Source organism: Flavobacterium sp. LHD-80, from assembly GCF_030929605.1.
Taxonomy (GTDB): domain Bacteria; phylum Bacteroidota; class Bacteroidia; order Flavobacteriales; family Flavobacteriaceae; genus Flavobacterium.
In genome coordinates this window covers 40,311-65,287 of sequence record NZ_JAVFVS010000009.1, presented here as the reverse complement: position 1 = coordinate 65,287, position 24,977 = coordinate 40,311, and the positions used below count along the sequence as shown (strand labels likewise).

Genomic DNA, 24,977 nt, shown 5'->3' with positions numbered 1-24,977 from the left:
TTCATGAAAAATAAATTGAATGCATTAGTTGCATTAGTAATCATAATTATATTTATAGATGGCGCTTACGGTCAACAGACTCCCGTGTTTTCAAGTTATAATTACAATGCGGTTTTAATAAATCCGGCACATGCAGGTTATTATCCAGATACTGATATTGTGATGACAACGAATGGTTATTTTAATTCAGTTGACGGAAGTCCGAAGAATTTCGATATTTCGGTCAATACATTGTCGTGGACGGAAAAAGTAGGTTTGGCGGCAGGAATATCTCACGATCAGATTGGGGTGACAAATACGACTTCTTTTTTTACTTCGTATTCCTATAAAATTAAATTTGATTCTGATTATAAATATGGAAAATGGTGGGCGTACGACCCAAATGTGATTTCCTTCGGAATTTCTGCAGGAGCAATGATCTACAATGAAAATCTGACGCAATTGGGTTTAGAAAATGATCCCGAATTTCAGGAAAACGTTCATAGTTTTACGCCTACTGTCGGACTTGGTTTTTTGTATAATAAAGATGCTATTTACTTCGGAGTTTCGGTACCAAATGTGTTAAGCAGCACTTTCAATTCAAAAAATAATACCAATTTGCAGAATGTGTATTACAGTTATTTTGGTTATCGATTTTTCACCAACCGATTTGAAGAAGTACTTATAAACCCAAGTGTATTGCTTAAATATGTTGAAGGCGCACCTTTTCAAGCCGATTTTAATATCTTGATCAATTATAAAAATAAACTGGAATTTGGAGGCGGTTACCGTTCTTCAAATACTGTAAATTTTCTAGCAGGTTTTCATTTAAGTGAAAAATTCAGAGTGATTTGCACGTATAATAAATCATTTGAAAATGTGGTAATTCCAGATACATTCGGTCTTGTTTTGAATTATAGATTTGGGAATGGATTTGAATAGAATTAAATCGTTGTGCTCGTAAAGAATCATCTTAAGGGCAATATTGTCATTTCGACTGAAATGAGAAATCACACTAGTATTTCCGTAAAGAATGTCGACAATCTTTGGCGAGTTTCGTGTGTGATTTCTCCTTCGTCGAAAGGACAAAACTTTGTGGTTAATAAAAAAATAACAATTTAAAAATTAATCCACCAAACCATTTTCAACCGCATATTTTACAAGTCCGGCTGTATTTTTTGCATTTAGTTTTGAAAGTAAATTTCGACGATGCGTATTTACGGTATTCAAGCTAATAAAAGTTTTCTCAGCAATTTCGGCAGTATTGTATTCGTGTGCAATCAATACTAAAATCTCTTTTTCACGTGAACTCAGTTCAGTTAAAATAGAAACTTGTTTTTCAATTTTTAAATGATTCGCCAAATGTTTTTCCTCTGTTTCTTCCGAAAAATAATTTTCACCCGAAGCAATTGTATGAATCGCTTTCAATAATTCTGATTTTTCAGCATTTTTCAGCAAATAACCGTTCACGCCAATTCGGATTAATCTTGAAATAATCTTGACATTGCTGTGCGTGCTGACTACTAAAATTTTTACTTCAGGAAAATCTTTTTTCAGAATTTTGCTGAGTTCAATTCCGTCCATTTCTGGCATACTGATATCAAGAATTACTAAATCAGGATTTTTGGCTTTTATAATTTCCAAAGCTTCAATTCCGTTTACAGCCTTTCCAATAATGTTGATTTCGGTTTCTTGTTCCAATAAAGAAACAATTCCTTGTAGAAACATCGTATGATCATCGGCAATCAGCAGGTTTATTTTTTTCATTTTGGTAGCATTATTATGGGGTTAAAATCGGCTGTTCAATTGGTCCAGCTGATTTTTTATTTGAATTCCCTGAACAACAGATTTCTTCTTAATTGATTCCTCTAAAACCGGAATTTCAATATTTGCAATTGTTCCTCTTTTTGGTTTTGAATCTAAAGCAAAAGTGCCGTTCAGTTTCTCAATTCGGGCTTCTAAATTAATAATTCCGATGCCAGGAGCATAATTTTCAACATTAAAACCAACGCCGTTATCTTCAAATAAAATGTTTAAATAATTTTCGATGAGGTTCAATTGTACTTCTATTTTTGTCGCTCTTGCATGTTTTATAGTATTAGTCAAAAGTTCCTGAACAATTTTAAAAGTTTCAATTTGGACCGTTTCATCCATTTCATTTATTGCAGATTTAGGATATGTTGTAAATGCTATTTCAATTTTGCTGGCTTCACTGATATTTTTCAAATACGATTCTAAAACCTCACAGAATTTATGATTGCTGAATTTCTTCGGAATCAGATTATGCGCTAAATTCCGAACTTGCTGATACGTTTCATCAAGTTGTGCGCTGAGGTTTTCAACCGTATTTAAGTTTGATTTATTTAAATTATTCAGTTGCAGTTTTATCGCTGCAAGATTACCGCCAATGCTGTCATGAAGTTCCTGCGAGATGCGTTCGCGCTCTTTATCCTGACCGCTTATTGAGGCTTTTATTAATTTTAATTCCTGATCTTTTAGAATACCGCTGATTCTTTGTGTACTGATTTCAATTTGCTTTGCATTCAGTAAACGCTGATTTTTTAAACGGCTTCTGTACTGAAATAAAACCCAAGCAATTGGAACAAGAATAATCAAAAAGGCTAAAATTGTAAAAGCTCTGTTTTTCTTTTGTTGCGAAATTTCGAGCGTTTTTACTTGTTTGTCTTTTTTGAGAAGCGAAATTTCATTGCGTTTTTTGTCTTCTGAATTCTGAAAACCCAAAATCGTATTCTCGTTTATTTTCTTCGTAATCTCCTCGCGAAGACTCATATTTTTTATCGCTTCGGCCTGATTGGCAAGACTTAGTTTTTTAGTTTCATTTTCAAACTCCAAAAGCTTTATGGCTTTTTCTTTTTCAGATGTATTGTATTTGATTTCGAGCTCGTTAATCTCTTTTATTTTCTGAAGTTTATTAATAGAATCCTTAATCTGATTTGATTTTCCTAAATATGTATAAGCATTTTTATAATCCTCTTGAGCAACTGCAATTTTTCGAAGTTCATCATAAAAATGAATTTGATCCTGCAGAAAACCAAATTGAGTTGCTTTTTGGATTCCTTCAGAAAAGATAAGTTTGGCTTCGTTATATTTTTTTTGATCAATATAAATGTCAGCAATATTACCTCGGGCAATTACTGCAATTTGATTTAGTTCACTTTTATCAGCGATCACAATTGCTTCTTGGTACATTTTTAACGCTTCGTCCGGTTTGTTTTGCAGTTGATAATTAGCACCTAAACCAAGCAAAATAATTGCTCGACCTTGATTATTATTGGTTTTTTCGCAGAGTGTTTTTCCTTTTTTGTAATACGAATTCGCATTGTCATATTCTTTCAACTCCGAATAAATATCACCAATATTGATATAGCTTCCTAGAATAATTTCTTCATCTTCTTTATATTCCAGACATTTTTTAAAGAGTTCAAGTGCTTTTTTATAATCGCCTAGATCGCTGTATGTTTTTGCTAAACCGTGCGTGTGCGTGTAATACAGATTTTTTTCGTTGTATTTTTGAGAAACTTCAATTCCTTTAATATGCCATTTTTTGCTTTCTTCTAATAAACCACGTTTTTTGTAATTGATTGCCATTAAATTATAACTCAGTCCAAAAAGCCTGTTTTTTAGCGAATCATTTACAGTAGTATTAAATTTTAAAGCCTGTCTGGTGTAATAAAGCGAAGAATCGACAAGTGCTCTTTTATTGAAATAATAAGCCAAAAGTAAATCGGCGCAGGCTGTCGAGCGGTTATTCGCAGGATTTTTTAATAGTGAATGCGCTTTGCGGTACGCTTTTTTTTCGTCGCCTTTATTGTATAAAGCATACAAATCTTTAATCGCTTTTTCTTCTGGGCTAACGACAGTATTTTTATGTACGAGTTTCTTCTTTCCATTTTCAAGCTGAGCCAGCGCAGAAAAGGAAATAAACAAGAACATCAAGATGTAAAGTCTTTTAAAATAAACTGCCATAATTTTAATTTGTGCTCTGATAAAAGAGCAAGGTTAAAGTCTTGTAAATTTGGGATTTAAAAGAAATTGTAAAATTTGCAATTAGCGGTTAAAAGTACTACAAAATGATGAAAATGTCTTGGTTTTAATTCAATTTTTTGGGTTAAATTGTGATATAATTACAACAGCTTACAATCTAAAATTGTTTTTGCTGTAATTCTAATTCGGCAATAATCAATCCTTTCATTGTCGTGTGCACATAATCTTTTGCTTCAGCGTAAGAAAGGTTATATTTTCTTGCAATGTCTTGCAAATGAATCGGGAACGAATTTAAAATATTATCGTAGTAAAGATCTAATTGATTTTTATCAGGCATTTCAAATTTAAGTTTAATTTGAAATCTTCGCAGTAAAGCTGTATCTATACTATTGAAAAAATTAGTTGCACAAATCAACAGCGAATTCGTTGGATAATAATCGATTAATTGAATAATGGTATTGACAAGACGTTTCATTTCGGCAACATCTTTATCGTCATTTTCACGGCTTTTGGCAATTTGGTCAAATTCATCTAAAAACAAAACGGCATTTTCTCTCGCTGCTTTGTCAAAAAGGGCTTTCACGTTTTTAGAAGTTTCTCCAATTTTGGCATTGATAATCGTGCTGAGGTTTACAATGATAATTTCTTTGTTCAAAGCAGTTGCGATCGCTTTTGCGGTAGTCGTTTTGCCACAGCCAGAATGACCGTGAAGCAAAATTTTATTGTCAACCGGAAGATTGTATTTTTTTAATTCCTCAATATATTTATGCTCTTTGATCGTCTGCTCTAAAACAGCTTTGTTTTCTTCGCTGAAAAAAAGATTTTCAATCGCAATTTTTTCGGTGTCGTGTATGATAAGCTCGTGTAGATTCATCTGAAAATTATTTGCTGCAAAATTAAAGTTTATTCTGCAATATTTTCGTTCCAAATTTCTTTCCCTAAAAATCGATTTCCAAAGATCGAAGTTCCTATTCTAACTAAGTTTGAACCTTCGGCTATAGCCAATTCTAAGTCCTGCGACATTCCCATAGAAAGTTTCAAATCATTGATTCCTTCTATTTTTGCACCATAAATTTCATCTCGAATTTCTCGCAATAATCGGAGGGAAGGTCTCATTTTTTCTTTTTCAACATCTAACAAACCAATCGTCATTAAACCTTTAATATTCAATGAATCATAGTGTTTTATTTTATTTATAAAAGAAATCACTTCAGAGGGAGGAAGACCAAATTTGCTTTCTTCAAAAGAAGTATTAACCTGGATATAAATATCAAGTTTTCGGCCTTCCTTTTTCAATTGTTTGTCTAATTCTTCAGCAAGAGTAAGACGATCAATTGATTGAATGCAAGTAGCATATTTTAAAACATCTTTGATTTTATTAGTTTGTAAATGACCAATAAAATGGCGCTCTATGTTGAGATTTTTTAAATCATAATCTTTATCGCGAAGTTCCTGCATTTTGTTTTCACCAATCAGATTTTCGCCAGTCTCAATTGCAATCTTGATTTTTTCTGCTGAGACGGTTTTGGTTGCTAATAAAAGTTTCACATCTGCCGAGTTTCTGCCAGAAAGTTTGCAGGCATTTTCGATACGATCGTGAACCTGTTTCAAATTAAAAATAATATCCTCTTTCATAAGTACAAAATTACAATTAACTGGTTCAGGGAAAAGATCCAGTTTTTGTTATTATGAATAGTCCAGTTATTAACTGCAAGTAGCAGCTGGACCAGTAATCACATATAAATCAAAAAACTGGATGAGCTGCAAAACTGAAAGCCACAATAAATTTGCAGTATTAAAAAGTAATAAAAAAAAGTTTAAAACATACAATTATGAAAGTAGCAGTGTGGGATACTTATGTAACCCGAAAAGACGGTAAAATTATGCATTTTGATATTTTGGTTGATGAAAATACGGATGATGCTGAACAGGTTTTTGAATTTGGAAGAACCTATCTTAAATCAGTTGCACAGGAAGGACAGCCTTTAACATCAAAAGAATGTAATTTTTGCCATATTGATAAAGCTCCAATTGAAATTGAAAATCAGATTAGAGAAAACGGTTTTTCTATTATTGAAATGGAAAACTGCAATTAACTAATTTTAAAGGTATAAAGGCTGTAAATGTGGGGATTTCAGTCTTTATACTATTAATTATAAAAGTTTAGAAAGCGCAATAATGCCTTCTTCCATTTGCTTTTCTGTAAGCGAAGCATAACCAAGTCGTAAACCAGAAACAGGAGTTTTGAAACTGAATTTTTCTGGACTCATTATCTTGATTCCTTTCTGCAGTAAATTTTCGCAAACTTCCTGCAAGTCAATTTCTGACTTTGGAACAATCCAATAAGCTAGTCCGCCTTCAGGTTTTGTATAGGTAATTTTATCTTCGAGATACTGCTTACAAAGCTTTTCAAAAAAATCTCTTTTAGATTTATAAATGAGATTCGCTTTTTTAAGATGTCGTTTGATTTGACCTTCATTAATGAGATTTAAAACAGCTTCTTCCATGATGTTATCGCCTTGAACATCAATTATTTTTCGGTGTTTGGCTACTTTTTCGATATTTGTGATAGAAGTGGCGAGATAACCAATACGCAATGCCGGCGCGACAATTTTGCTCAGCGTACCAATATAAACGAAATTTTGAACGTTGCCGTAGCTTGAAATGGGCAGAATAGGGCGTTGTCCAAAATGAAATTCATTATCATAATCATCTTCAATAATAGTAAAACCATATTGATTCGATAATTCAACAAGCTTTAACCGTTTCTTCAAACTCATCGTAACTGTAGTAGGAAACTGGTGGTGAGGCGTAACGTAAATTGCTTTTATTGACTTGTATTTTTTGAGATAGTTTTCTACTTCATCAATGGCCAGGCCGTCGTTTTCCACATTTACTGGGAGCAAAGTAGCACCTGCATTTTCAAAAGTTTCCCAAGCGGGTTTATAGCCAGGATTTTCGACCATAACAAAATCTCCTTTTGAAAAAAGACAATGCGAAGTGAGATACATTGCCATTTGGCTTCCTCGTGTTATGCAAATTTGATCTGATGAAATATTAAGTCCTCTTTTAAAATTCAGCATTTGAACAATTGCTTTTCTAAATTCGATATCACCGAGTTCATTGCTGTAACCCATTATTTGCCAGCGTGATTTTCTATTGAATATTTCTCTATAGGCGCGTGCTAAATCGTTCATGGGAGCCAGACGGCTATCCGGAAGTCCGTCATCAAAAGCGAGATGAGGCTTGAGTTCCTCTTTGTTTATATTCGCTTTTTTTTCTGGTTTTGCAGAAGATATATTAGTTTGTACTTCGGCAATAAAAGTACCTTTTCTGTCTATTGATACGAGCCAGCCTTCGGCAATTAAAACATCTAAAGCTTCAACAACCGTATTTCGATTTACATTCAATAATTCCGCAAGTTTCCGACTTCCGGGTAAAGCGTTGCCAGCGCTTAAATTTCCAGATTGTATGGCGCTTATAATCGCATCAGCAATTTGCAGATAAAGTGCTTTATCTGATTTTTTGTCTAATTGAATTTCGAATTGCCAAGGACGTAACATCTGGACCAGCGGTTTTAATTAAAAAAGGATTAAAAAAGCAGTCCAAATTTACTTCTTTTTCAGTTTTAATTTGAAAAAATCAATTGTTCTTGTCCAAGATAAAGTTGCAGCCGCTTCGTCGTATCTAGGAGTTGTATTGTTATGAAAACCATGATTTACTCCGGGATAAAAATAGGCAGTATTTTCAACTTTATTTTTTGTAAGTACTTCTTCAAAAGCTGGCCAGCCCTCATTTACTCGTGTATCAAGACCCGCGTAATGCAGCAGTAAAGGAGTTGTGATTTTTTCGGCTTCTTCTTTGGTTGGCTGTCCGCCATAATAAGGAACCGCAGCCGACAAACTTGGTATTTTTACGGCCATCATATTTGCAATCCAGCCACCAAAACAAAACCCAACAACGCCTACATAGCCGTTGCAGTCTTTATGTGATTTTAAATATTCATAAGCAGCGATAAAATCTTCGAGCATTTCTTCACGGGTACGTTTTTTTTGAAGCTCTCTTCCTGCGTCATCATTGCCTGGATAACCGCCAAGAGGAGATAGTGCATCTGGTGCAAGCGTAATGAAACCTTCAACAGCAGCTCTTCGTCCAACATCTTCAATATAAGGATTTAGGCCTCGGTTTTCATGGACAACAATTATTCCCGGCAGTTTCTTTTTACTATCTGATGGCTGTGATAACAGACCTTTAATGCTTCCGCCACCTTTTGGAGAATCATAATTGATGTAGCCTGTTTTTAATCTTGGATCTGTCGGTTGAACCAAAATACTGTCAACATAATTTGGCGTCATAAAACTTAAAAGCGATGGAAGTGTCAAGGTTCCAACGGCAAAAATGGATAATTTTTCAATAAATATTCGGCGGTCAATTTTATTGTGTGCATAATCATCATACAAATCAAATACTTCCTGACTTATATCTTCTTTGGTAATTTTGTCCATAGCTTTTAAATTTTAGATCTAATTTAGAAAATAAAACGATTAGTTGTAAAATCATTTGAATTTATCTGTGTTCTTAAAATACATTGCACATTTTCAGCGTTATAATATGTAATTCTGTAAGTTCTAAAAGAAATTATGTAATTCAACCCAATTCTAATTTCTGAACTTTGATTACAATAACCCAAACTATTTTTTAAATTTTAAATAATCAAATAAGATGAAAAATACAACCTGCTTTCTCGCATTTTCTGCTTTACTTTTAATGTCTTTTAGTTGTTCCAATGACAAAGATTCGCCAGCGGATCCTGGAACAGTAACTGATCCAGTAGAAACAAATGCTCCAAATAGTGCATACAAGCCTGCATTTGAAGGCCAAACCCGTATTAACGGCGTTAAAACAAATACTAGTTTTGAAGGTGTTGTGATTACAAGTGCTTTGGCAAGCCCGTGGGGTGTGAAAACACTTCCTGACGGCCGACTTTTAGTTACTGAAAAAGCAGGACAAATGCGAATTGTGACTACCGCTGGAGTTGTTAGTAGTCCAATTACCGGAATTCCTGCTGTGAATGCTTCAGGGCAAGGCGGTTTGCTAGGATTATGTCTTGATCCTGAATATGCAACAAATAAAATGATTTATTGGGTTTTTGCAGAAGCCACAACAGGCGGAAATAATACGGCTGTAGCCAAAGGAAAACTTTCTGCAGACGAAAAAAACATTGAAGGAGCAACAGTAATTTATCGTGCAAAACCTGCAAATCCAAGCAACCTTCATTATGGAGGCCGAATTCTTTTTGATAAAACAGGAAATCTTGTTGTAAGTACTGGTGAACGTTCGGTTTTAGAAACTAGACCTTTGGCACAATCTGTTTCTTCTGGTCTTGGAAAAGTAGTACGATTGACAAAAGAAGGTCAGCCTGCATCTGGGAATCCTGTTTTTACAGGAAGTGGAGCATTGGCAGAATTATATTCTATTGGTCATAGAAATCCTCAAGGATTGGCACTTCATCCAGTTACAGGAGAAATTTGGGAAAGTGAACATGGTCCTCGAGGAGGTGATGAAATCAACAGATTAAAAGCTGGCGCAAATTTTGGCTGGCCAACAATTACATACGGAATTGAGTACAGCGGCGAAAAGGTAGGCGCAGGAATTCAACAACAAAGTGGACTAGAGCAACCAGTTTATTATTGGGATCCAGTGGTTTCGCCAAGTGGAATGACATTTTATACAGGCAATCGTGTTCCAGAATGGGAAAACAATTTATTCATTGGAGCTTTAAGCGGCATGCATATTGTTAGATTAGCCATTGAAAATAATAAAGTTGTTGGAGAAGAAAGGCTTTTAGCTTCTGAAGGTCAACGTTTCAGGGATATTACACAAGGAAGTGATGGCGCACTTTATGCCGTTACCGATCAAGGCCGACTCTATAAAATTGACAAGAAATAAGAACTTCAAAAAGCCGTTGAGAATCAAAACTCAACGGCTTTTTTTTTTGCAATTTAAATAGCAAAGAAAATATTTCTGTTTCCTAAAATAAAGTAGTTTTAGCAGAAATTTGGCTGAAAAAGCAAGCTTTAAATAATTAATTTCTAGCCAAACACCTGTAATTACTGAGGATATTGTTTAATATTAACTCTAAAAAAATGATTTGTTCAAAAAAATATTTACAAAATCGTTTTAGTAATTGTTTTTAATATATATTTGTGACATAATTAATAACAGCTTAATAAAAAATTAACCCGCTAAATGAAAAAAATTACTATTAAAGATATTGCTACAGAAGCCGAGGTTTCGATATCGACAGTATCTTTTGTGATTAATGGAAAAGGCGAGAAAATGGGAATTAGTGCGGCGGTTATTAAAAAAGTTCAGGACGTTGCTGAAAGTTTGAATTATAGGCCAAGTATGATCGCCACCAGTTTAAGAACCGGGAAAACAAGATCAATTGGACTTATAGTAGAAGATATTTCGAATCAGTTTTTTTCTGATTTAGCGCGTGTGATTGAAGATGAAGCTAAAAATATTGATTACAGGGTTTTCTATTGCAGTACGGGTGATGATGATGATCGATCAGAAGAATTGATTCATAGTTTATTGCAAGCCAATGTTGACGGTTTTATAATTACACCAACTCAAAATTTAGAAGAGAAAATTGATCTTCTTTTAAAACTGAAAAAACCGGTTGTATTAATTGATAGGTATTTTCCTGGACAGCGCGTGAGTCATGTGGTAATGGATAATTACGAAGCATCAAATTCGGCAACAAAATTCTTGATTAACAAAGGCTGTAAAAACATTGCTGTTGTCAATAATACGTCTGAAATGGTTCAGATGAAATTAAGGGAAGATGGTTACAGAGATGCTTTGAAAGAAAACGGAATTTACAATGAAGATCTTGTTCTTCATATTGATTACCACAGCAATGAAGAAACTAGAATAACTGCGATTGTGAATTTTTTTCAGATAAATCCAAATATTGATGCGGTCTTATTTTTAGCGAATTATATGGGACTTGCGGGTCTTCAGGCCTTTAGAGGAATGGGAATTAGTATTCCTGAAGATATTTCGGTAATTAGTTTTGATGATCATGACAGTTTTAAACTGCACACGCCAACAATTACTGTTATTGCACAACCAATTGAGGATATTGCAATTAAATCGATACAATTGTTGATGAGCCAAATGACCGATATGGAAACATTTAAGGTTGAAAAAAGTCTAAAAAAAGGAAACTTGATTATTAGAGAATCAGTTTAGTTATAAGATTGATAATGAAGAAAAAAGGAAAGAAAACGTTACGTTTTTTTTTACCCACTTTACTAAATCGTTTTAGTAAAATTTTAGAAAAATAAATAGAAGTAGAATTTATTTTTTAGATAGAGAATATTGATTTTTTGGAGAGTAGCAAAAAATTATGAAGCATAGTATTTAAAGGTGGAGATCTTTAAGTGCCATATTACAATTGAGTTCGAATTTATTACTAATTATTTTAAAAAAACAATCACGTTAAAACAAACAAAAATCAAAACAAATAACCAAAAAAAATGCTTATGAAACGAATTTTAGCAGTGTTAGGAATGGTATTGTTAAGCAGTCTGGGAGCTGTGGCGCAAAACCGATTAATAACAGGCATAGTTGCTGATGCAGAGAACAAGGGAATTGTTGCTGCATCCATTGAGGTTCAAGGAAAACCATTTAGCGCAGTTACTGATGCTGAAGGGAGATTTAAAATGAATGTTCCAGAAGGTAAAGTTACACTTAATGTATCTTCTATCGGTTTTGTATCAAAATCAGTAGTGCTTCAGGAAAACGAAAACAGAGTTTCGGTTGTATTAATCGAAAATGCACAAGAATTAAAAGATGTAGTAGTAACTTCATTTGGAGTTAAAAAACAAAAGAAAGCTTTAGGTTACGCAGTTGGAGAACTGAAAGGTGACGAGCTTACAAAAAATAAAGAGATTAATTTAGGAAATGCACTTCAAGGCAAAATTGCTGGGGTTAACGTTTCTGCTCCGGTTACTGGTCCGTCTGGCTCGAGTCGTGTGGTAATTCGTGGAGCAACTTCGGCTTCAGGATTAAACCAGCCTTTGTATGTTGTTGATGGTATTCCAATTGACAACAGCCAGCAAGGAAACGCGAATATGTGGGGTGGAGCTGATAAAGGAGACGGAATGTCTTCATTCAATCCAGATGATATCGCTTCGATGTCGGTATTAAAAGGTAGTGCTGCTTCTGCTCTTTATGGATACAGAGGATCAAATGGTGTTATCTTGATTACGACCAAAAAAGGTAAAAACGGAACAGGTTTAGGAGTAGATTTCAGTACAAACTCTACTTTTAATACACCGGCAAGTCTTTTGCATTGGCAAGATCAATATGGAGCGGGAGCACCTGTAAATGGGGTTGCTACACGATTCAGCGATTTGCAAGAACTTAGAGATTCTTACTATTTTGCATGGGGAGATAAATATGACGGAACGCCTTCTCTTTCGCTTGACGGAAAAACAAGACCGTACCAAGCATACGGAAAAGACAACGTTGAAAATTTTTACAGAAACGGATATTCTTTCAGCAATACTTTAGCAGTTTCTGGAGGAAATGAAACAACTAATTTCAGATTATCTTTCGGAAATACTAAAGATGAGTCTATTATGCCGGGAACAAATTTCGCAAGAAACAACGTGGCATTAAGTTTGAATTCGGCTCCAAATAAAAAAATTAGTGTAGAGACAAACGCTCAATATATTACAGAGAAAAGTCATAACAGACCTTATTTGAATGATTCTCCTAGAAATCCTTCTTTCCCAACTACTTTTATGACTCCGGGTACAGATATTAGATGGATAAGTAATGGTTATGACGAAAATGGAGGTGAGGCAGATTATTTTGGTGCAAACACCTATCATACAAACCCATATTTTGCAACTCAAGAACCTTTAAATGATGATCTTAGAAAGCGTTTCATTGGTTCTGCAAAAGTAAATTATAACATTACAGAAAAAATTTATGCTAAAGGTGTTATTGGTATTGATGATATTAATTATGAATATACTGAAATTGAGCCTACTGGAATAAACTACAATCCAGGTGGATCTTATGAAAACAGAGTAGAAGGACGTACTGAGTACAATGCTTCTGGTTATTTAGGATACAAAGGCGATATCGCAAAAAATCTTTCTTTAGATGCTTTCATTGGAGCAAACCGTCAACACAACAGATATAGCGGTATTAAAATGAAAGGGAATAATTTTATTGTTCCGTTCAAATATTTCTACGGAAATACACAGCCAGATAAAACAGAAAAATTGTTTTCTGAAAGTGAAGTAAACTCTCTTTTCTATTCAGCTGATATTGGATACAAAGATTTCTTATATGTAAGTTTAACTGGTCGTGAAGATTGGTTTTCAACTTTAGACCCATCAAACAATAGTACATTTTATCCATCTGTAAGTTCAAGTTTTATTTATTCTGAAGTTATTGATTTGCCAGAATGGATGTCTTACGGTAAATTCAGAGCAGGTTGGGGTAACGTAGGAGGTGCATTGCCAGATGCTTATGCGTTGTCATTGACATATACTGCGCCAGACGGACAAACAGATTCTCAAGGACAACCAATTTTAGGTGTTAACGGAGAAACAGTTCCAAACAAATTCCTGAAACCTTATAATGTAAGTACAATCGAATTTGGTTTTGAGAATACTTTCTTCAATAACAGATTAAGTACAGATTTGACTTTTTACCAAAAAAGAACAACAAACGATATTGCTGATGCCGATATTTCTCAGGCTTCTGGTTACAGAACAACAAAAATCAATGTTGGAGAAATCTTGAACAAAGGGGTGGAGTTTGCTGTGAATGTAAAAGCAGTGAAAACACCAAGTTTCTCTTGGAGTGTTGGATATAATTTTGCTTACAACGACAGTGAAGTAATTAGTCTTTCTGATAAAATCACAACAAAATCATTAGAAGGAAACAGAGATTCTAGAGCATCTGTAGTTTTAGAAAAAGGACAACCTTTTGGAGTAATCAAAGCATATGATTATTTAAGAGATGCAAGCGGAAACATTGTTCTTGATACAAATGGTAAATTCATGAGAGGAAATCTAATCATTGCTGGTCAAGGTGTTGCGCCAACTTCAATGGGACTTTCAAATGATTTCTCTTATAAAAACTTTACACTTTCTGTTTTTGTTGATGCGAAATTTGGAGGCGAAATCTATTCGGCTACAAATCAGTTAGGAACTCGTTACGGATTATCAGAAATCACACTTCCAGGACGTGAAGGAGGAATTGCAGTAAGCGGTAAAGATGTGAATGGAAATGCTGTAAATACAACAGTTTCGGCTTACGATTACTGGAGAAGCTACAGTGATGTAACATCAAATGTTGTTTACGATGCTGATTTTGTTAAGCTTAGAGCGATTTCTTTTGCTTACAATTTCCCAAAAACATATTTGCAAAAAACACCATTTCAATCTATCAGTTTAGCATTTTCTGCTCATAACTTATGGACAATTTATGACAAAGTGCCTAACATCGATCCTGAGTCTAACTACTCTAACAGTAATGCTCAAGGTCTTGAAAGAGCTTCTATGCCTTTGACAAGAAATTATGGCTTAACGCTTAATGTCAAATTCTAATCATAAAAATTGAAAGATGAAAAATAGATATATAAAAATATTTTGTGTCGCAATTGTTAGTGCAATGACATTAACTGGTTGCGATAAAGGATTCGAAGAAATGAATACGAATCCAAATGCTTTGACTGATCCGGCTGTAAAATCAATGTTCACACTTGCTGAAATTTATGTTGATGGTCAGGATTACTCAAACACAAGAGGAAACAATGCTTATGCAGCTCAAATTGTACAGCACTTTTCTTCATTAGGAGGACCAGGTTCTAAATACACTTATTCTTCTGAGTATTCAGGTTCTCTTTTTGGAGAATCATATGGAAAAGGACTGAACCAGATTTTTCAATTGATGTCGGTTATAAAAGATGCGCCAGAAAACTCAAATGCAACTCAGGCATGCCGAATCATGAAGGTTTTCTTGTTCCAAAAATTGACAGATACTTACGGTGAAATTCCTTATTTTGAAGCTGGAAAAGGATATAATGGAAATGTTTTTGCCCCAAAATATGACACGCAAGAAGCTATCTACAATGACCTTTTAAAAGAATTAGATGAAGCTGGAGATGCATTAGACGCGAACAAACCATTTGTAGGCAACGCCGATTTGTACTACCAAAGTGATGTTGCAAAATGGAAAAAACTTGCAAACTCTTTAATGTTAAGAGTAGCAATGCGTTTGTCTAAAGTTAACCCTGCAAAAGCAAAACAGTATGTTGAAAAAGCAGTTGCAAAAGGTGTTTTTACTTCAAATGATGACAGCCTTGTTTTAAAACATGATGCAGGACCACAAGGAGTTAAAACAAATCCAATTACGTCATCTTGGGTTAGAAATGATTTGAATGGAGGAGATGCAAATACAAAATACAGCAAAACCTTTATTGATTTATTGAAAAACACAAATGATCCTCGTTTGAGAATTTATGCAAAATTGGAAGCGACTGGAAATAATAATCCTGCTAGTCAACAAGGTCTTGCAAATGATGCGAAAGAATTTCCTGGAGGAGACAAAAAACTGTTTTCAGATCCAAATACTTCTACAGTATTGCGTTTAGATGCTCCAACTTTGATTATGTCATATGCCGAAGTAAAATTCATCTTGGCAGAAGCAGCAGTAAAAGGCTGGAATGTTGGCGGAACAGCTCAAAAATTATATGAAGATGGAGTGCGAGCGGCAATGGAAGTTTTGGTAATTTTTGGAGACAAAGTACCTGCTGTTTCACTTGCTGAATATAACACTTACATAACGGCAAATCCGTTTAAAGCTGCCGGAACTGAAGCACAAAAAATCGAGCAGATTATTACTCAAAAATGGATTGTATTATTATTTAATGGTTTTGAAGCATTTTCTGAATACAGAAGAACTGGATTTCCTGTTTTAGTTCCTGTAAATGATCCTACTGGAGAAACTAAAGGAACAATTCCGAGAAGATTAATTTATGATCAATCAGAATTAATTACAAACGCTGCAAATTATAAAGAAGCAATTTCGCGCCAAGGTTTGGATTTAATGACAACCAGAATTTGGTGGGATAAGCAATAGTTTTTAAATATTGGTTAGTTAGTTGAATTAAGCCGGGTAGGAATACCTGTACCTCCCGGCTTATTTTTTTATTTCTATTTTGATTTTCATTAAATTAGAAGAGTTTTATCATTCGTTTATTCTCCAGTTTTAAAAATCATTTTTTTCGCAGACGATAAAAGTTTGCTGAAAAAGATGAGATTATTTTCAAAAGAATATAATTGAATGATCAAGATTTTAAGAGTTATGAATCTGAAATCAGAAATCTAAAATAAACTAAGCTTGGCAGCCGTAAAAAGGGAAATTGTTTCTGGATATTTTTGTTAGTTACTTTTATTCTAAAATGCAAACCTAAAAGAGAAGCGCAATTGCGGTCGATTGCACTTCTTGCTCTGCCGGCGATCAATTTGATTCGATAATAATTTAGTATTCAGTAAAAATGAAACATTTAAAGAGAGTTTATTGGTGTTTGGGCATTTGTGCAGCAAGTTTTTCATTTGTTGCCAATGCCCAAAATATAAATATAAAAACAGATTGGCAATTTCGCGAAACCAAAACAACAAAATGGTTTCCAGCAACAGTTCCTGGTGAAGTCCATACTGATTTGTTGAACAATAAAACAATTCCAGATCCATTTTATAGAGACAATGAAAAAAAACTGGTTTGGATTGAGAAAAAAGATTGGGAATACAAAACCACTTTTCAGGTTTCGCCAACACTTTTAAAAAAGAAAAACGCCGAATTAGTTTTTGACGGATTAGATACGTACGCAACAGTTTATCTGAATAATCAATTGATTTTAAAGGCAGATAATATGTTTCGTCAATGGCGAGTTGATGTTAAAAAACTTTTGAAATCTGGAAATAATGATTTGGTTGTCATATTTAAATCGGCACAAAATGTTGTGGATTCTTTGGCAAAAAAAGATCTTCCTTTTGTAATTCCGGACAATCCTCGTGCTTATGTACGTAAAGCACAATATCATTTTGGATGGGATTGGGGACCAAAATTCACCACTTGTGGTATCTGGAAAACGCCTCGTTTAGAAGTTTACGACGAAAAAACTCCTGAGAAACCGTATGTTTTGGATCGAAAAATTGAATTGGTACAACAGCCGGACGATCTCGGAAAAACTTTCTTTTTTAAAATTGATGGAAAGCCTGTTTACATGAAAGGTGCCAATTATATTCCGTCAGATGCTTTTCTTTCAAGAGTAACTAAAAAAGAATATGAAAAAGTAATTGGCATGGCTAAAGATGCCAACATGAATATGCTTCGTGTTTGGGGAGGCGGAATTTATGAAGATGATTATTTCTATGATTTATGTGATAAAAACGGAATTTATGTTTGGCAGGATTTTATGTTCGCCGGAACAATGGTACCAGGAGATGATGCCTTTTTTGACAATGTAAAAAAAGAAGTTCAGTATCAGGTAAAGCGCCTTCGTCATCATAAAAGTATTGTTTTGTGGTGTGGTAACAACGAAGCCGACGAAGCTTTTAAAAACTGGGGATGGCAAAAAAGCATGAACATGTCCAAACAAGATTCGATTCGTTTATGGAAAGATTATGTTCGTTTGTTTCAAGACAGTATTCCAAAATGGGTAAAAGAAGTCGATAATAAACGTCCGTATATTAGTTCTTCGCCACGATTTCACTGGTCAAGACCTGAAAGTCTAACAGAAGGCGACAGCCATTATTGGGGAACTTGGTGGGGATTAGAAGATGTCGAGGCGGTTCAGAAAAAAACTGGTCGTTTTGTGAGTGAATACGGAATGCAGGCAATGCCAAATTATTCTTCAATGGAAAGAATTACTTTGCCAGAAGACCGATATTTATATTCGGATATTTTAGAAGCACATCAAAAAGCGGGTAAAGGATTCATGAAATTAGATTCGTATTTGAATCGTTATTTTATCGATTCGACCAAAATAAAAAAGATGAATGTCGAGGATTATACCTACCTCACACAATGTTTGCAATATTATTCGCTGAAAAATATTATCGGAATTCATCGTTCAAAAGCGCCTTATAATATGGGAACTTTAGTTTGGCAGCTTAATGATTGCTGGCCGGTAGCAAGCTGGAGCGTAACCGATTATTATGATCGTCAGCCAAAAGCGGCTTGGTACGCTATGAAAGAAGCCTACAGAGATGATAAAACACCAGAAATAGATTTAACGCGCCCGATTAATTTAAAATTGGAAGACCCAAAAATCACTTGGGAAATAAAAGGAAATAAAATAGTTTTAAAAGCTTCAAAGTTGGCTAAATATGTAAATGTTTCCATAAAAGGCTACACAGGAAAATGGAGCGATAATTATTTCGATTTAAAACCCGGAGAACAAAAAACAATCACTTTTGAAGGAAATATGGAGAAACCAGTTTTGAAGGTTTATTCTCTTTATGAGGTTTTACAAAGGTACTAAGGTTCTAAGTTACTGAGGTTCTAAGATTTTTAGGGACAAAGGTTCAGAGTAACAAAGAGACAAAGGTTTTCCGTAGAGGCGCACAGCAGTGCGTCTCCCTAAAGGGAAAAACTTTGCGAACCTTGCGTAAATCTTAGCGCTCTTTGCGATTAAATTTTATATTCAAAGATTAAAAAAATACCAGCGTAAATCAGTTCAACCCGTTTCATCTGTGGCCAATTACGCAAGTCAAATAAAAATAATATGATTACAAAATACAACAAAATAGCTTTTAGCGGTTTCTTAGCTTTAAATCTATTTTTTGCTAATCCTGCAATTTCACAGGAAAAGAAAGCAAAACAAGCAATTCCAGATTATACTCAATATGTAAATCCGTTGATTGGATCAGCGGGTCACGGCCACGTTTTTGTGGGTGCCAATGTGCCTTTTGGAGCCGTTCAATTAGGGCCTGTAAATATCTTTGAAGGCTGGGATTGGTGCAGCGGTTATAATTATGCGAGCAATACGATTTTAGGATTTACACACACACATTTAAGCGGTACCGGAATTGGCGATTTAAATGATATTTTGTTGCTTCCGGTTTCTGGAAAAGTGCCTTTGTTTAAAGGAACAAAAGAAGATATGGTAAACGGTTATGGTTCTTATTTTTCACATGAAAATGAAGTCAGCAAACCGGGATATTACAGCGTTTTATTGGATAAATACAAAATCAAAGCCGAATTAACTGCCAGCGAAAGAGTTGGTTTTCATAAATACACTTTTAATTCAGCCAATGATAATCACGTTTTATTAGACCTTGCTGACGGAATTGGATGGGACAAACCTGTAAAAACATTTATCAAAAAGATAAATGAAACTACTTTAGCGGGATACCGTTTTTCAGCTGGATGGGCGACAGATCAACGTGTTTATTTTACAATTGAATTTTCTGAACCAATTTCGAATTTAGCTTTATACGATGATAAAACTGCTGTAAACGGAAATGAAGGCGAAGGCTTGAAAATGAAAGCAGTTCTGGATTTTGCAGCTTTAAAAAACAAACAAGTTTTAGTAAAAGTTGGAATTTCTCCTGTAAGTGCTGAAAACGCTGCTGCAAATATAAAAGCCGAGATTCCGAATTGGGATTTTGATCAAACGGCTAAAACGGCTTCTTCAAAATGGAACAAAGAATTAAATAAAATCCAGATTACAGGAAATGATAAAACAATGAAAGTTTTTTATACTTCCTTATATCACACCATGTTTGCGCCTTCCATTTTTAATGATGCCAACGGCGATTATAGAGGAACGGATAAAAAAGTGTACGAAAAAGCAAACTTCACCAACTACACGACTTTCTCGCTTTGGGATACGTACCGCGGACTTCATCCATTATATACATTAACACAGCCAGATAAAATTAATGATATTGTAAAATCATTTTTGGCAATTTACCAACAACAGGGAAGATTACCAGTTTGGCATTTAATGGGCAACGAAACCAATACAATGAATGGAAATCATTCGATAGCTGTAATTGCTGATGCCTATTTAAAAGGATACCGCGATTATGATGTGGAATTGGCTTATGAAGCAATGAAAAAAACAGCCATGCAAACGCGAGACGGAATGGATTATGTTCAAAAACTGCAATACATTCCTGCAGACAAAATGCTGGAGACTGTTGGAAATGCTTTAGAATATGCGATTGATGATTATTGTATTGCACAAATGGCAAAAGCTTTAAATAAGACGGAAGATTATAATTACTTCACAAAAAGAGCCAATTTGTACAAACTTTATTTTGATAAAGAAACCACTTTTATGCGTGGTAAATTGACTGATGGAAATTGGAGAACGCCATTTAATCCGCTTTCATCGGCGCACCGTAAAGATGATTATGTAGAAGGAAATGCTTGGCAATATACGTGGCTTGTTCCACAAGATCCTTACGGCTTAATTGAATTATTTGGAAGTGAAAGTAAATTTTTGGCTAAATTAGATTCGCTTTTTCAAATTACAGATAAAGTAGAAGGAGAAGAAATTTCGCCAGACATCAGTGGTTTGATTGGTCAATATGCGCAAGGAAATGAACCAAATCATCATATTCCGTATTTGTATGCATTTGCCGGACAGCCTTGGAAAACGGCAAAATTAATCCGAGAAATCGATGATAAATTCTACTCAACAAAACCAGATGGATTGTGTGGTAATGAAGATTTAGGGCAAATGTCGGCTTGGTATGTGTTGTCATCAATGGGATTTTATTCGGTTAATCCTGCAAATGGCGTTTACGTTTTAGGAAGCCCGTTGGTAAATTCGGCAGTAATTCATCATAAAGCGGGAATTTCATTTTCAATAAAAGCAATTGATAACAGCGCAACAAACATCTATATTCAAAAAGCGGAATACAACGGAAAACCTTATACAAAATCATACATCACACAAGAAATGATTGTAAAAGGAGGAGAACTGAAATTGTTTATGGGAAGCAAACCATCGGCAACTTTTGGAGTGAAAAAAGTAGACAGACCGCTTTAGTTTTTGATCCTGCAAGGTTTAAAAAACCTTGTAGGTATGATTTTAGGTTTCAATTTTACAAAAGAAAATAAAGACCTACAAGGTTTTTTAAACCTTGCAGGATAATAACAATAATATGAAAATAAAAAGTTTAATTTTTTTAGGATTAATGCAATGCTTTGTTGCAGGAAATGCACAAGTTAAAACTTTAGATCCGGCAGAATATGTAAATCCGTTAATGGGTACACAATCGTTGCACAGTCTTTCTAACGGGAATACTTATCCGGCAATCTGCAGGCCTTGGGGAATGAATTTCTGGACGCCTCAAACTGGAAAAATGGGCGACGGATGGGCATATATTTATACCGCCGAGAAAATTAGAGGATTTAAACAAACGCATCAGCCATCGCCTTGGATGAACGATTACGGTCAGTTTTCGATTATGCCGGTAACAGGAAAATTGGCTTTTGCGGAAGCGGATAGAGCAAGTTGGTTTAGTCATAAAGCCGAAGTTTCAAAACCCTATTATTATAGCGTTTATTTGGCAGATTATGATGTTACAACAGAAATTACAGCAACAGAAAGAGCAGCATATTTTCAAATTACATTTCCAGAAAATGAGCAATCTTCTATCGTAATTGACGCTTTTGATAAAGGTTCATATATCAAAATTATTCCTTCAGAAAATAAAATTATAGGTTACACAACACGCAACAGCGGTGGCGTTCCAGCTAATTTTAAGAATTATTTTGTTTTGGTTTTCGACAAACCTTTTGCATCAAATTCGACGTGGAATGATAAAGGTTTAGAAAAAGACAAACTAGAATTACAGGATAATCATGCAGGAGCGGTTGTAGGTTTTAAAACTAAAAAAGGAGAAATTGTCAACGTAAAAGTCGCTTCATCATTTATAAATCCAGAACAAGCAGAACTTAATTTAAAAGAATTAGGAAATGCTTCTTTTAATGAAACCGTTGCAACTTCTAAAAATGAATGGAATAAAGTTTTAGGAAAACTTACTGTAGAAAGCAGTAATGAAGATCAATTAAAAACTTTTTATTCTTGTTTGTACCGCGCGACTTGTTTCCCTCAAAAGCAATATGAAATAAATGCCAAAGGAGAAACGGTACATTACAGTCCGTATAACGGAAATGTTGTGCCGGGATATATGTATGCAGGAACTGGTTTTTGGGATACTTTCCGAGCGTTATATCCACTATTGAATTTGGTTTATCCTTCGATAAATAAAGAAATGCAGGAAGGTTTGATCAACGATTATAAAGAAGGCGGGTTTTTGCCAGAATGGTCAAGTCCTGGGTTTCGAAATGTAATGGTTGGGAATAATTCGGCTTCTGTAGTTTCAGAGGCTTGCATTAAAGGATTACGTGGTTACGACATCAATACTTTGTATGAAGCTTTAGTTCACGGAGCAAATAATGAAGGTCCTCTGGAAGCTGTTGGAAGAAAAGGAGTTTCCTATTACAATACACTTGGTTACGTTCCTTATGATGTGAAAATTAATGAAAATGCGGCTAGAACTTTAGAATATGCATATGATGATTTCGCGATTTGGAAATTGGCGAAAGCCTTAAATCGTCCAAAAAAAGAAATCAGTTTATTTGAGAAACGAATGATGAATTATAAAAATCTTTATAATCCGTCAATTGGCTGGATGAGCGGCAGAAATAAAGATGGAAGTTTTCCTGCGAATTTTAATCCGTTTAAATGGGGAGATGCTTTTACAGAAGGAAATGCATTGCATTACAGCTGGAGTGTTTTTCATGATGTGCAAGGTTTGATTGATTTAATGGGCGGGCAAAAGAAATTTACAGATAAATTAGATGGCGTTTTTACAACACCTCCTATTTTTGATGACAGTTATTATGGTGCTGTTATTCATGAAATTCGCGAAATGCAGATCATGAATATGGGACAATATGCGCACGGAAATCAGCCAATCCAGCACATGATTTATTTGTATAATTATGCAGGCGAACCTTGGAAAACGCAGTATTGGTCAAGAGAAGTGATGAATCGTTTGTACAAACCAACTCCAGATGGTTATTGCGGAGACGAAGATAACGGACAGACTTCGGCTTGGTATATTTTTTCTGCGATGGGATTTTATCCTGTTTGTCCAGCGACTGATGAATATGTTTTGGGCGCACCGTTGTTTAAAAAACTGACTTTGAATTTAGAAAATGGAAAACAGCTTATCATCAACGCTTCAAAAAATTCAGAAACCAATAAATATGTAAATGATTTAAAATGGAATAACGCTTCGTATTCAAAAAATTACATCAATCATTTTGATGTTTTAAAAGGAGGCGAATTAAATTTTGATATGTCAGCAGAGCCTAATTTACAAAGAGGAACTTCTAAAGACGCTTTTCCATATTCTTACTCAACTTCAAAATAATACTATGCAGTCACGTAGAAAATTTATAAGAAATACAGGCATTTTTTCAGCAGGATTATTAGCGCTTCAAACCGATGTTTTTGCAATGAATTCAGACAGTTTTAATTTTGCACTTAAAGATTTTATCAGCAAAAGACCTCCTTTAAAAGAAAGGAAATTTACAAGTCCAGCCATTGAAGCGGCGATTGTCAGAATCAAAAAACAAATTGCAAATCCAGAGTTGGCTTGGCTTTTTGAAAATTGCTTCCCAAATACTTTAGACACCACAGTCGATTTCGAAATTATCGACGGAAAACCTGATACGTATGTAATTACGGGCGATATTGATGCAATGTGGCTTCGCGACAGTACAGCTCAGATTTGGCCTTATATTCCGTTTGTAAAAGAAGATAAAAAATTAGCCGAATTGGTAAAAGGTGTGATCAACCGCCAGACAAAATGTATTTTGCTTGATCCTTATGCCAATGCTTTTTATAAAGATTTTACCAAAATAAGCGAATGGAAAAATGACCTAACAAAAATGCAACCGGGAATTCACGAACGTAAATGGGAAATTGACAGTTTGTGTTACCCAATTAGGCTAGCACATGGTTATTGGAAGGAAACCGGAGACATAAGTTTATTTGACAGTAAATGGAAAGAAGCGATGCTTTTAGTATTGCAGACTTTTAAAGAACAACAGCGTTTTAACGGAAAAGGACCTTACAGTTTTCAAAGAGAAACGGCTTGGGCGACAGACGGAGTTCCGTTGAGCGGTTACGGATATCCTGTAAAACCTTGCGGATTAATTGTTTCAACTTTCAGACCAAGCGACGACAGCACTTTATTTGGTTTTTTAATTCCGAGCAATATGTTTGCGATTGAAGTTTTAGGTTATTTGATCGAAATTTTCTCTTTACCGGCTTTATCTGACAAAGATTTAGTTGCCAAAGCGACTGAATTAAGAAATCAAGTTCAAAAGGGATTAGAAGAAAACGGAATCATTGAACACCCAAAATTCGGAAAGATAATTGCTTTTGAAGTTAACGGATACGGCAGTTTTCATATGATGGATGATGCAAATGTTCCTTCATTATTATCACTTCCTTATTTAGGTGCCATTGCGCCAGACAGTCCGCTTTATTTGAATACGCGTAAAGTAGTTCTTTCAGAAAATAATCCGTTTTTCTACAAAGGAAAAGCAGGAGAAGGAATTGGAGGCCCACACACTGGAGCCGATACGATTTGGCCAATGAGTATTGTACTGAGAGCCATTACAAGTGTTGATGAAAATGAGATCAAATCATGTATCAGCAATTTGATTAAAACCAATGCAGATACTGGTTTTATGCACGAATCTTTTCATAAAGATGATGTTGCAAAATTTACCCGAAAATGGTTTGCATGGGCAAATACACTCTTTGGAGAAATGATTGTTCATACAAGCATAAAATATCCGCAGATTTTAAAAGACAAGAATATCTAGAATAAAAAAAAATATACCATTAGAGA

The 24,977-nt window shown here is 34.7% G+C and carries 16 protein-coding genes; 10 read left to right on the top strand and 6 right to left on the bottom strand.

Annotation, left to right across the window (positions count from 1 at the left end; translation table 11 throughout):
* The first annotated feature begins 3 nt into the window (after positions 1-3).
* The gene (locus RB619_RS13230) at positions 4-921 is read left to right on the top strand and encodes a type IX secretion system membrane protein PorP/SprF (protein WP_308098132.1); all 918 of its coding nucleotides are present in this window, start codon (positions 4-6) and stop codon (positions 919-921) included.
* A gap of 183 nt (positions 922-1,104) precedes the next feature.
* Here the strand turns inward: RB619_RS13230 and RB619_RS13225 are convergent, their stop codons facing one another.
* The 4 genes from RB619_RS13225 to RB619_RS13210 form a co-directional block, all read right to left on the bottom strand.
* On the bottom strand, positions 1,105-1,746 hold the full coding sequence (locus tag RB619_RS13225) for a response regulator transcription factor (protein WP_308098130.1): 642 nt from the start codon (positions 1,744-1,746) through the stop codon (positions 1,105-1,107).
* A 21-nt stretch (positions 1,747-1,767) separates the two neighbouring features.
* Entirely contained in the window at positions 1,768-3,966 is a 2,199-nt protein-coding gene (locus RB619_RS13220) for a sensor histidine kinase (protein ID WP_308098129.1), read from the bottom strand.
* 175 nt (positions 3,967-4,141) lie between these two features.
* The gene (locus RB619_RS13215; RefSeq protein WP_308098127.1) at positions 4,142-4,858 is read right to left on the bottom strand and encodes an ATP-binding protein; all 717 of its coding nucleotides are present in this window, start codon (positions 4,856-4,858) and stop codon (positions 4,142-4,144) included.
* Between the two features lie 29 nt (positions 4,859-4,887).
* The gene (locus RB619_RS13210; protein ID WP_308098126.1) at positions 4,888-5,619 is read right to left on the bottom strand and encodes a YggS family pyridoxal phosphate-dependent enzyme; all 732 of its coding nucleotides are present in this window, start codon (positions 5,617-5,619) and stop codon (positions 4,888-4,890) included.
* A 197-nt stretch (positions 5,620-5,816) separates the two neighbouring features.
* On the opposite strand from RB619_RS13210, the gene RB619_RS13205 reads away from it, so the two are divergent.
* Entirely contained in the window at positions 5,817-6,080 is a 264-nt protein-coding gene (locus RB619_RS13205) for a DUF2024 family protein (protein WP_308098125.1), read from the top strand.
* A gap of 57 nt (positions 6,081-6,137) precedes the next feature.
* Here the strand turns inward: RB619_RS13205 and RB619_RS13200 are convergent, their stop codons facing one another.
* A complete protein-coding gene (locus RB619_RS13200) occupies positions 6,138-7,547 on the bottom strand; it encodes a PLP-dependent aminotransferase family protein (RefSeq protein ID WP_308098124.1) in 1,410 nt (469 codons plus the stop codon).
* A 48-nt stretch (positions 7,548-7,595) separates the two neighbouring features.
* Positions 7,596-8,489 carry a dienelactone hydrolase family protein gene (locus RB619_RS13195; protein ID WP_308098123.1) on the bottom strand — a complete coding sequence of 298 codons (894 nt, stop codon included), beginning with the start codon at positions 8,487-8,489 and terminating at the stop codon, positions 7,596-7,598.
* 217 nt (positions 8,490-8,706) lie between these two features.
* Between RB619_RS13195 and RB619_RS13190 the strand changes: the two genes are divergently transcribed.
* The 8 genes from RB619_RS13190 (at position 8,707) to RB619_RS13155 (ending at position 24,951) form a co-directional block, all read left to right on the top strand.
* Positions 8,707-9,933: a PQQ-dependent sugar dehydrogenase gene (locus tag RB619_RS13190; protein ID WP_308098122.1), complete on the top strand. Its 1,227-nt coding sequence runs from the start codon at positions 8,707-8,709 to the stop codon at positions 9,931-9,933.
* Positions 9,934-10,233: 300 nt separating this feature from the next.
* Complete coding sequence (locus RB619_RS13185) at positions 10,234-11,244, top strand: LacI family DNA-binding transcriptional regulator (protein WP_308098121.1); 1,011 nt, start codon at positions 10,234-10,236, stop codon at positions 11,242-11,244.
* Positions 11,245-11,537: 293 nt separating this feature from the next.
* Complete coding sequence (locus RB619_RS13180; protein WP_308098120.1) at positions 11,538-14,627, top strand: SusC/RagA family TonB-linked outer membrane protein; 3,090 nt, start codon at positions 11,538-11,540, stop codon at positions 14,625-14,627.
* 16 nt (positions 14,628-14,643) lie between these two features.
* On the top strand, positions 14,644-16,161 hold the full coding sequence (locus RB619_RS13175; protein WP_308098119.1) for a SusD/RagB family nutrient-binding outer membrane lipoprotein: 1,518 nt from the start codon (positions 14,644-14,646) through the stop codon (positions 16,159-16,161).
* Between the two features lie 418 nt (positions 16,162-16,579).
* Entirely contained in the window at positions 16,580-18,568 is a 1,989-nt protein-coding gene (locus RB619_RS13170; protein ID WP_308098117.1) for a glycoside hydrolase family 2 protein, read from the top strand.
* 243 nt (positions 18,569-18,811) lie between these two features.
* A complete protein-coding gene (locus tag RB619_RS13165) occupies positions 18,812-21,088 on the top strand; it encodes a GH92 family glycosyl hydrolase (RefSeq protein WP_308098115.1) in 2,277 nt (758 codons plus the stop codon).
* A gap of 115 nt (positions 21,089-21,203) precedes the next feature.
* The gene (locus RB619_RS13160; protein ID WP_308098113.1) at positions 21,204-23,486 is read left to right on the top strand and encodes a GH92 family glycosyl hydrolase; all 2,283 of its coding nucleotides are present in this window, start codon (positions 21,204-21,206) and stop codon (positions 23,484-23,486) included.
* A 4-nt stretch (positions 23,487-23,490) separates the two neighbouring features.
* Positions 23,491-24,951 (top strand): glycoside hydrolase family 125 protein, encoded by a 1,461-nt coding sequence (locus tag RB619_RS13155; RefSeq protein WP_308098111.1) that lies wholly within the window; start codon positions 23,491-23,493, stop codon positions 24,949-24,951.
* Positions 24,952-24,977 lie beyond the last annotated feature (26 nt).

What these genes read in the sequence shown, in the direction of transcription:
- RB619_RS13185 (WP_308098121.1), top strand. Translation starts at nt 10,234, where the DNA reads ATGAAAAAAATTACTATTAAAGATATTGCTACAGAAGCCGAGGTTTCG.
- RB619_RS13165 (WP_308098115.1), top strand. Translation starts at nt 18,812, where the DNA reads ATGATTACAAAATACAACAAAATAGCTTTTAGCGGTTTCTTAGCTTTA.
- RB619_RS13230 (WP_308098132.1), top strand. Translation starts at nt 4, where the DNA reads ATGAAAAATAAATTGAATGCATTAGTTGCATTAGTAATCATAATTATA.
- RB619_RS13155 (WP_308098111.1), top strand. Translation starts at nt 23,491, where the DNA reads ATGCAGTCACGTAGAAAATTTATAAGAAATACAGGCATTTTTTCAGCA.
- RB619_RS13195 (WP_308098123.1), bottom strand. Translation starts at nt 8,489, where the DNA reads ATGGACAAAATTACCAAAGAAGATATAAGTCAGGAAGTATTTGATTTG.
- RB619_RS13170 (WP_308098117.1), top strand. Translation starts at nt 16,580, where the DNA reads ATGAAACATTTAAAGAGAGTTTATTGGTGTTTGGGCATTTGTGCAGCA.
- RB619_RS13215 (WP_308098127.1), bottom strand. Translation starts at nt 4,858, where the DNA reads ATGAATCTACACGAGCTTATCATACACGACACCGAAAAAATTGCGATT.
- RB619_RS13205 (WP_308098125.1), top strand. Translation starts at nt 5,817, where the DNA reads ATGAAAGTAGCAGTGTGGGATACTTATGTAACCCGAAAAGACGGTAAA.
- RB619_RS13200 (WP_308098124.1), bottom strand. Translation starts at nt 7,547, where the DNA reads ATGTTACGTCCTTGGCAATTCGAAATTCAATTAGACAAAAAATCAGAT.
- RB619_RS13175 (WP_308098119.1), top strand. Translation starts at nt 14,644, where the DNA reads ATGAAAAATAGATATATAAAAATATTTTGTGTCGCAATTGTTAGTGCA.
- RB619_RS13180 (WP_308098120.1), top strand. Translation starts at nt 11,538, where the DNA reads ATGAAACGAATTTTAGCAGTGTTAGGAATGGTATTGTTAAGCAGTCTG.
- RB619_RS13160 (WP_308098113.1), top strand. Translation starts at nt 21,204, where the DNA reads ATGAAAATAAAAAGTTTAATTTTTTTAGGATTAATGCAATGCTTTGTT.
- RB619_RS13190 (WP_308098122.1), top strand. Translation starts at nt 8,707, where the DNA reads ATGAAAAATACAACCTGCTTTCTCGCATTTTCTGCTTTACTTTTAATG.
- RB619_RS13210 (WP_308098126.1), bottom strand. Translation starts at nt 5,619, where the DNA reads ATGAAAGAGGATATTATTTTTAATTTGAAACAGGTTCACGATCGTATC.
- RB619_RS13225 (WP_308098130.1), bottom strand. Translation starts at nt 1,746, where the DNA reads ATGAAAAAAATAAACCTGCTGATTGCCGATGATCATACGATGTTTCTA.
- RB619_RS13220 (WP_308098129.1), bottom strand. Translation starts at nt 3,966, where the DNA reads ATGGCAGTTTATTTTAAAAGACTTTACATCTTGATGTTCTTGTTTATT.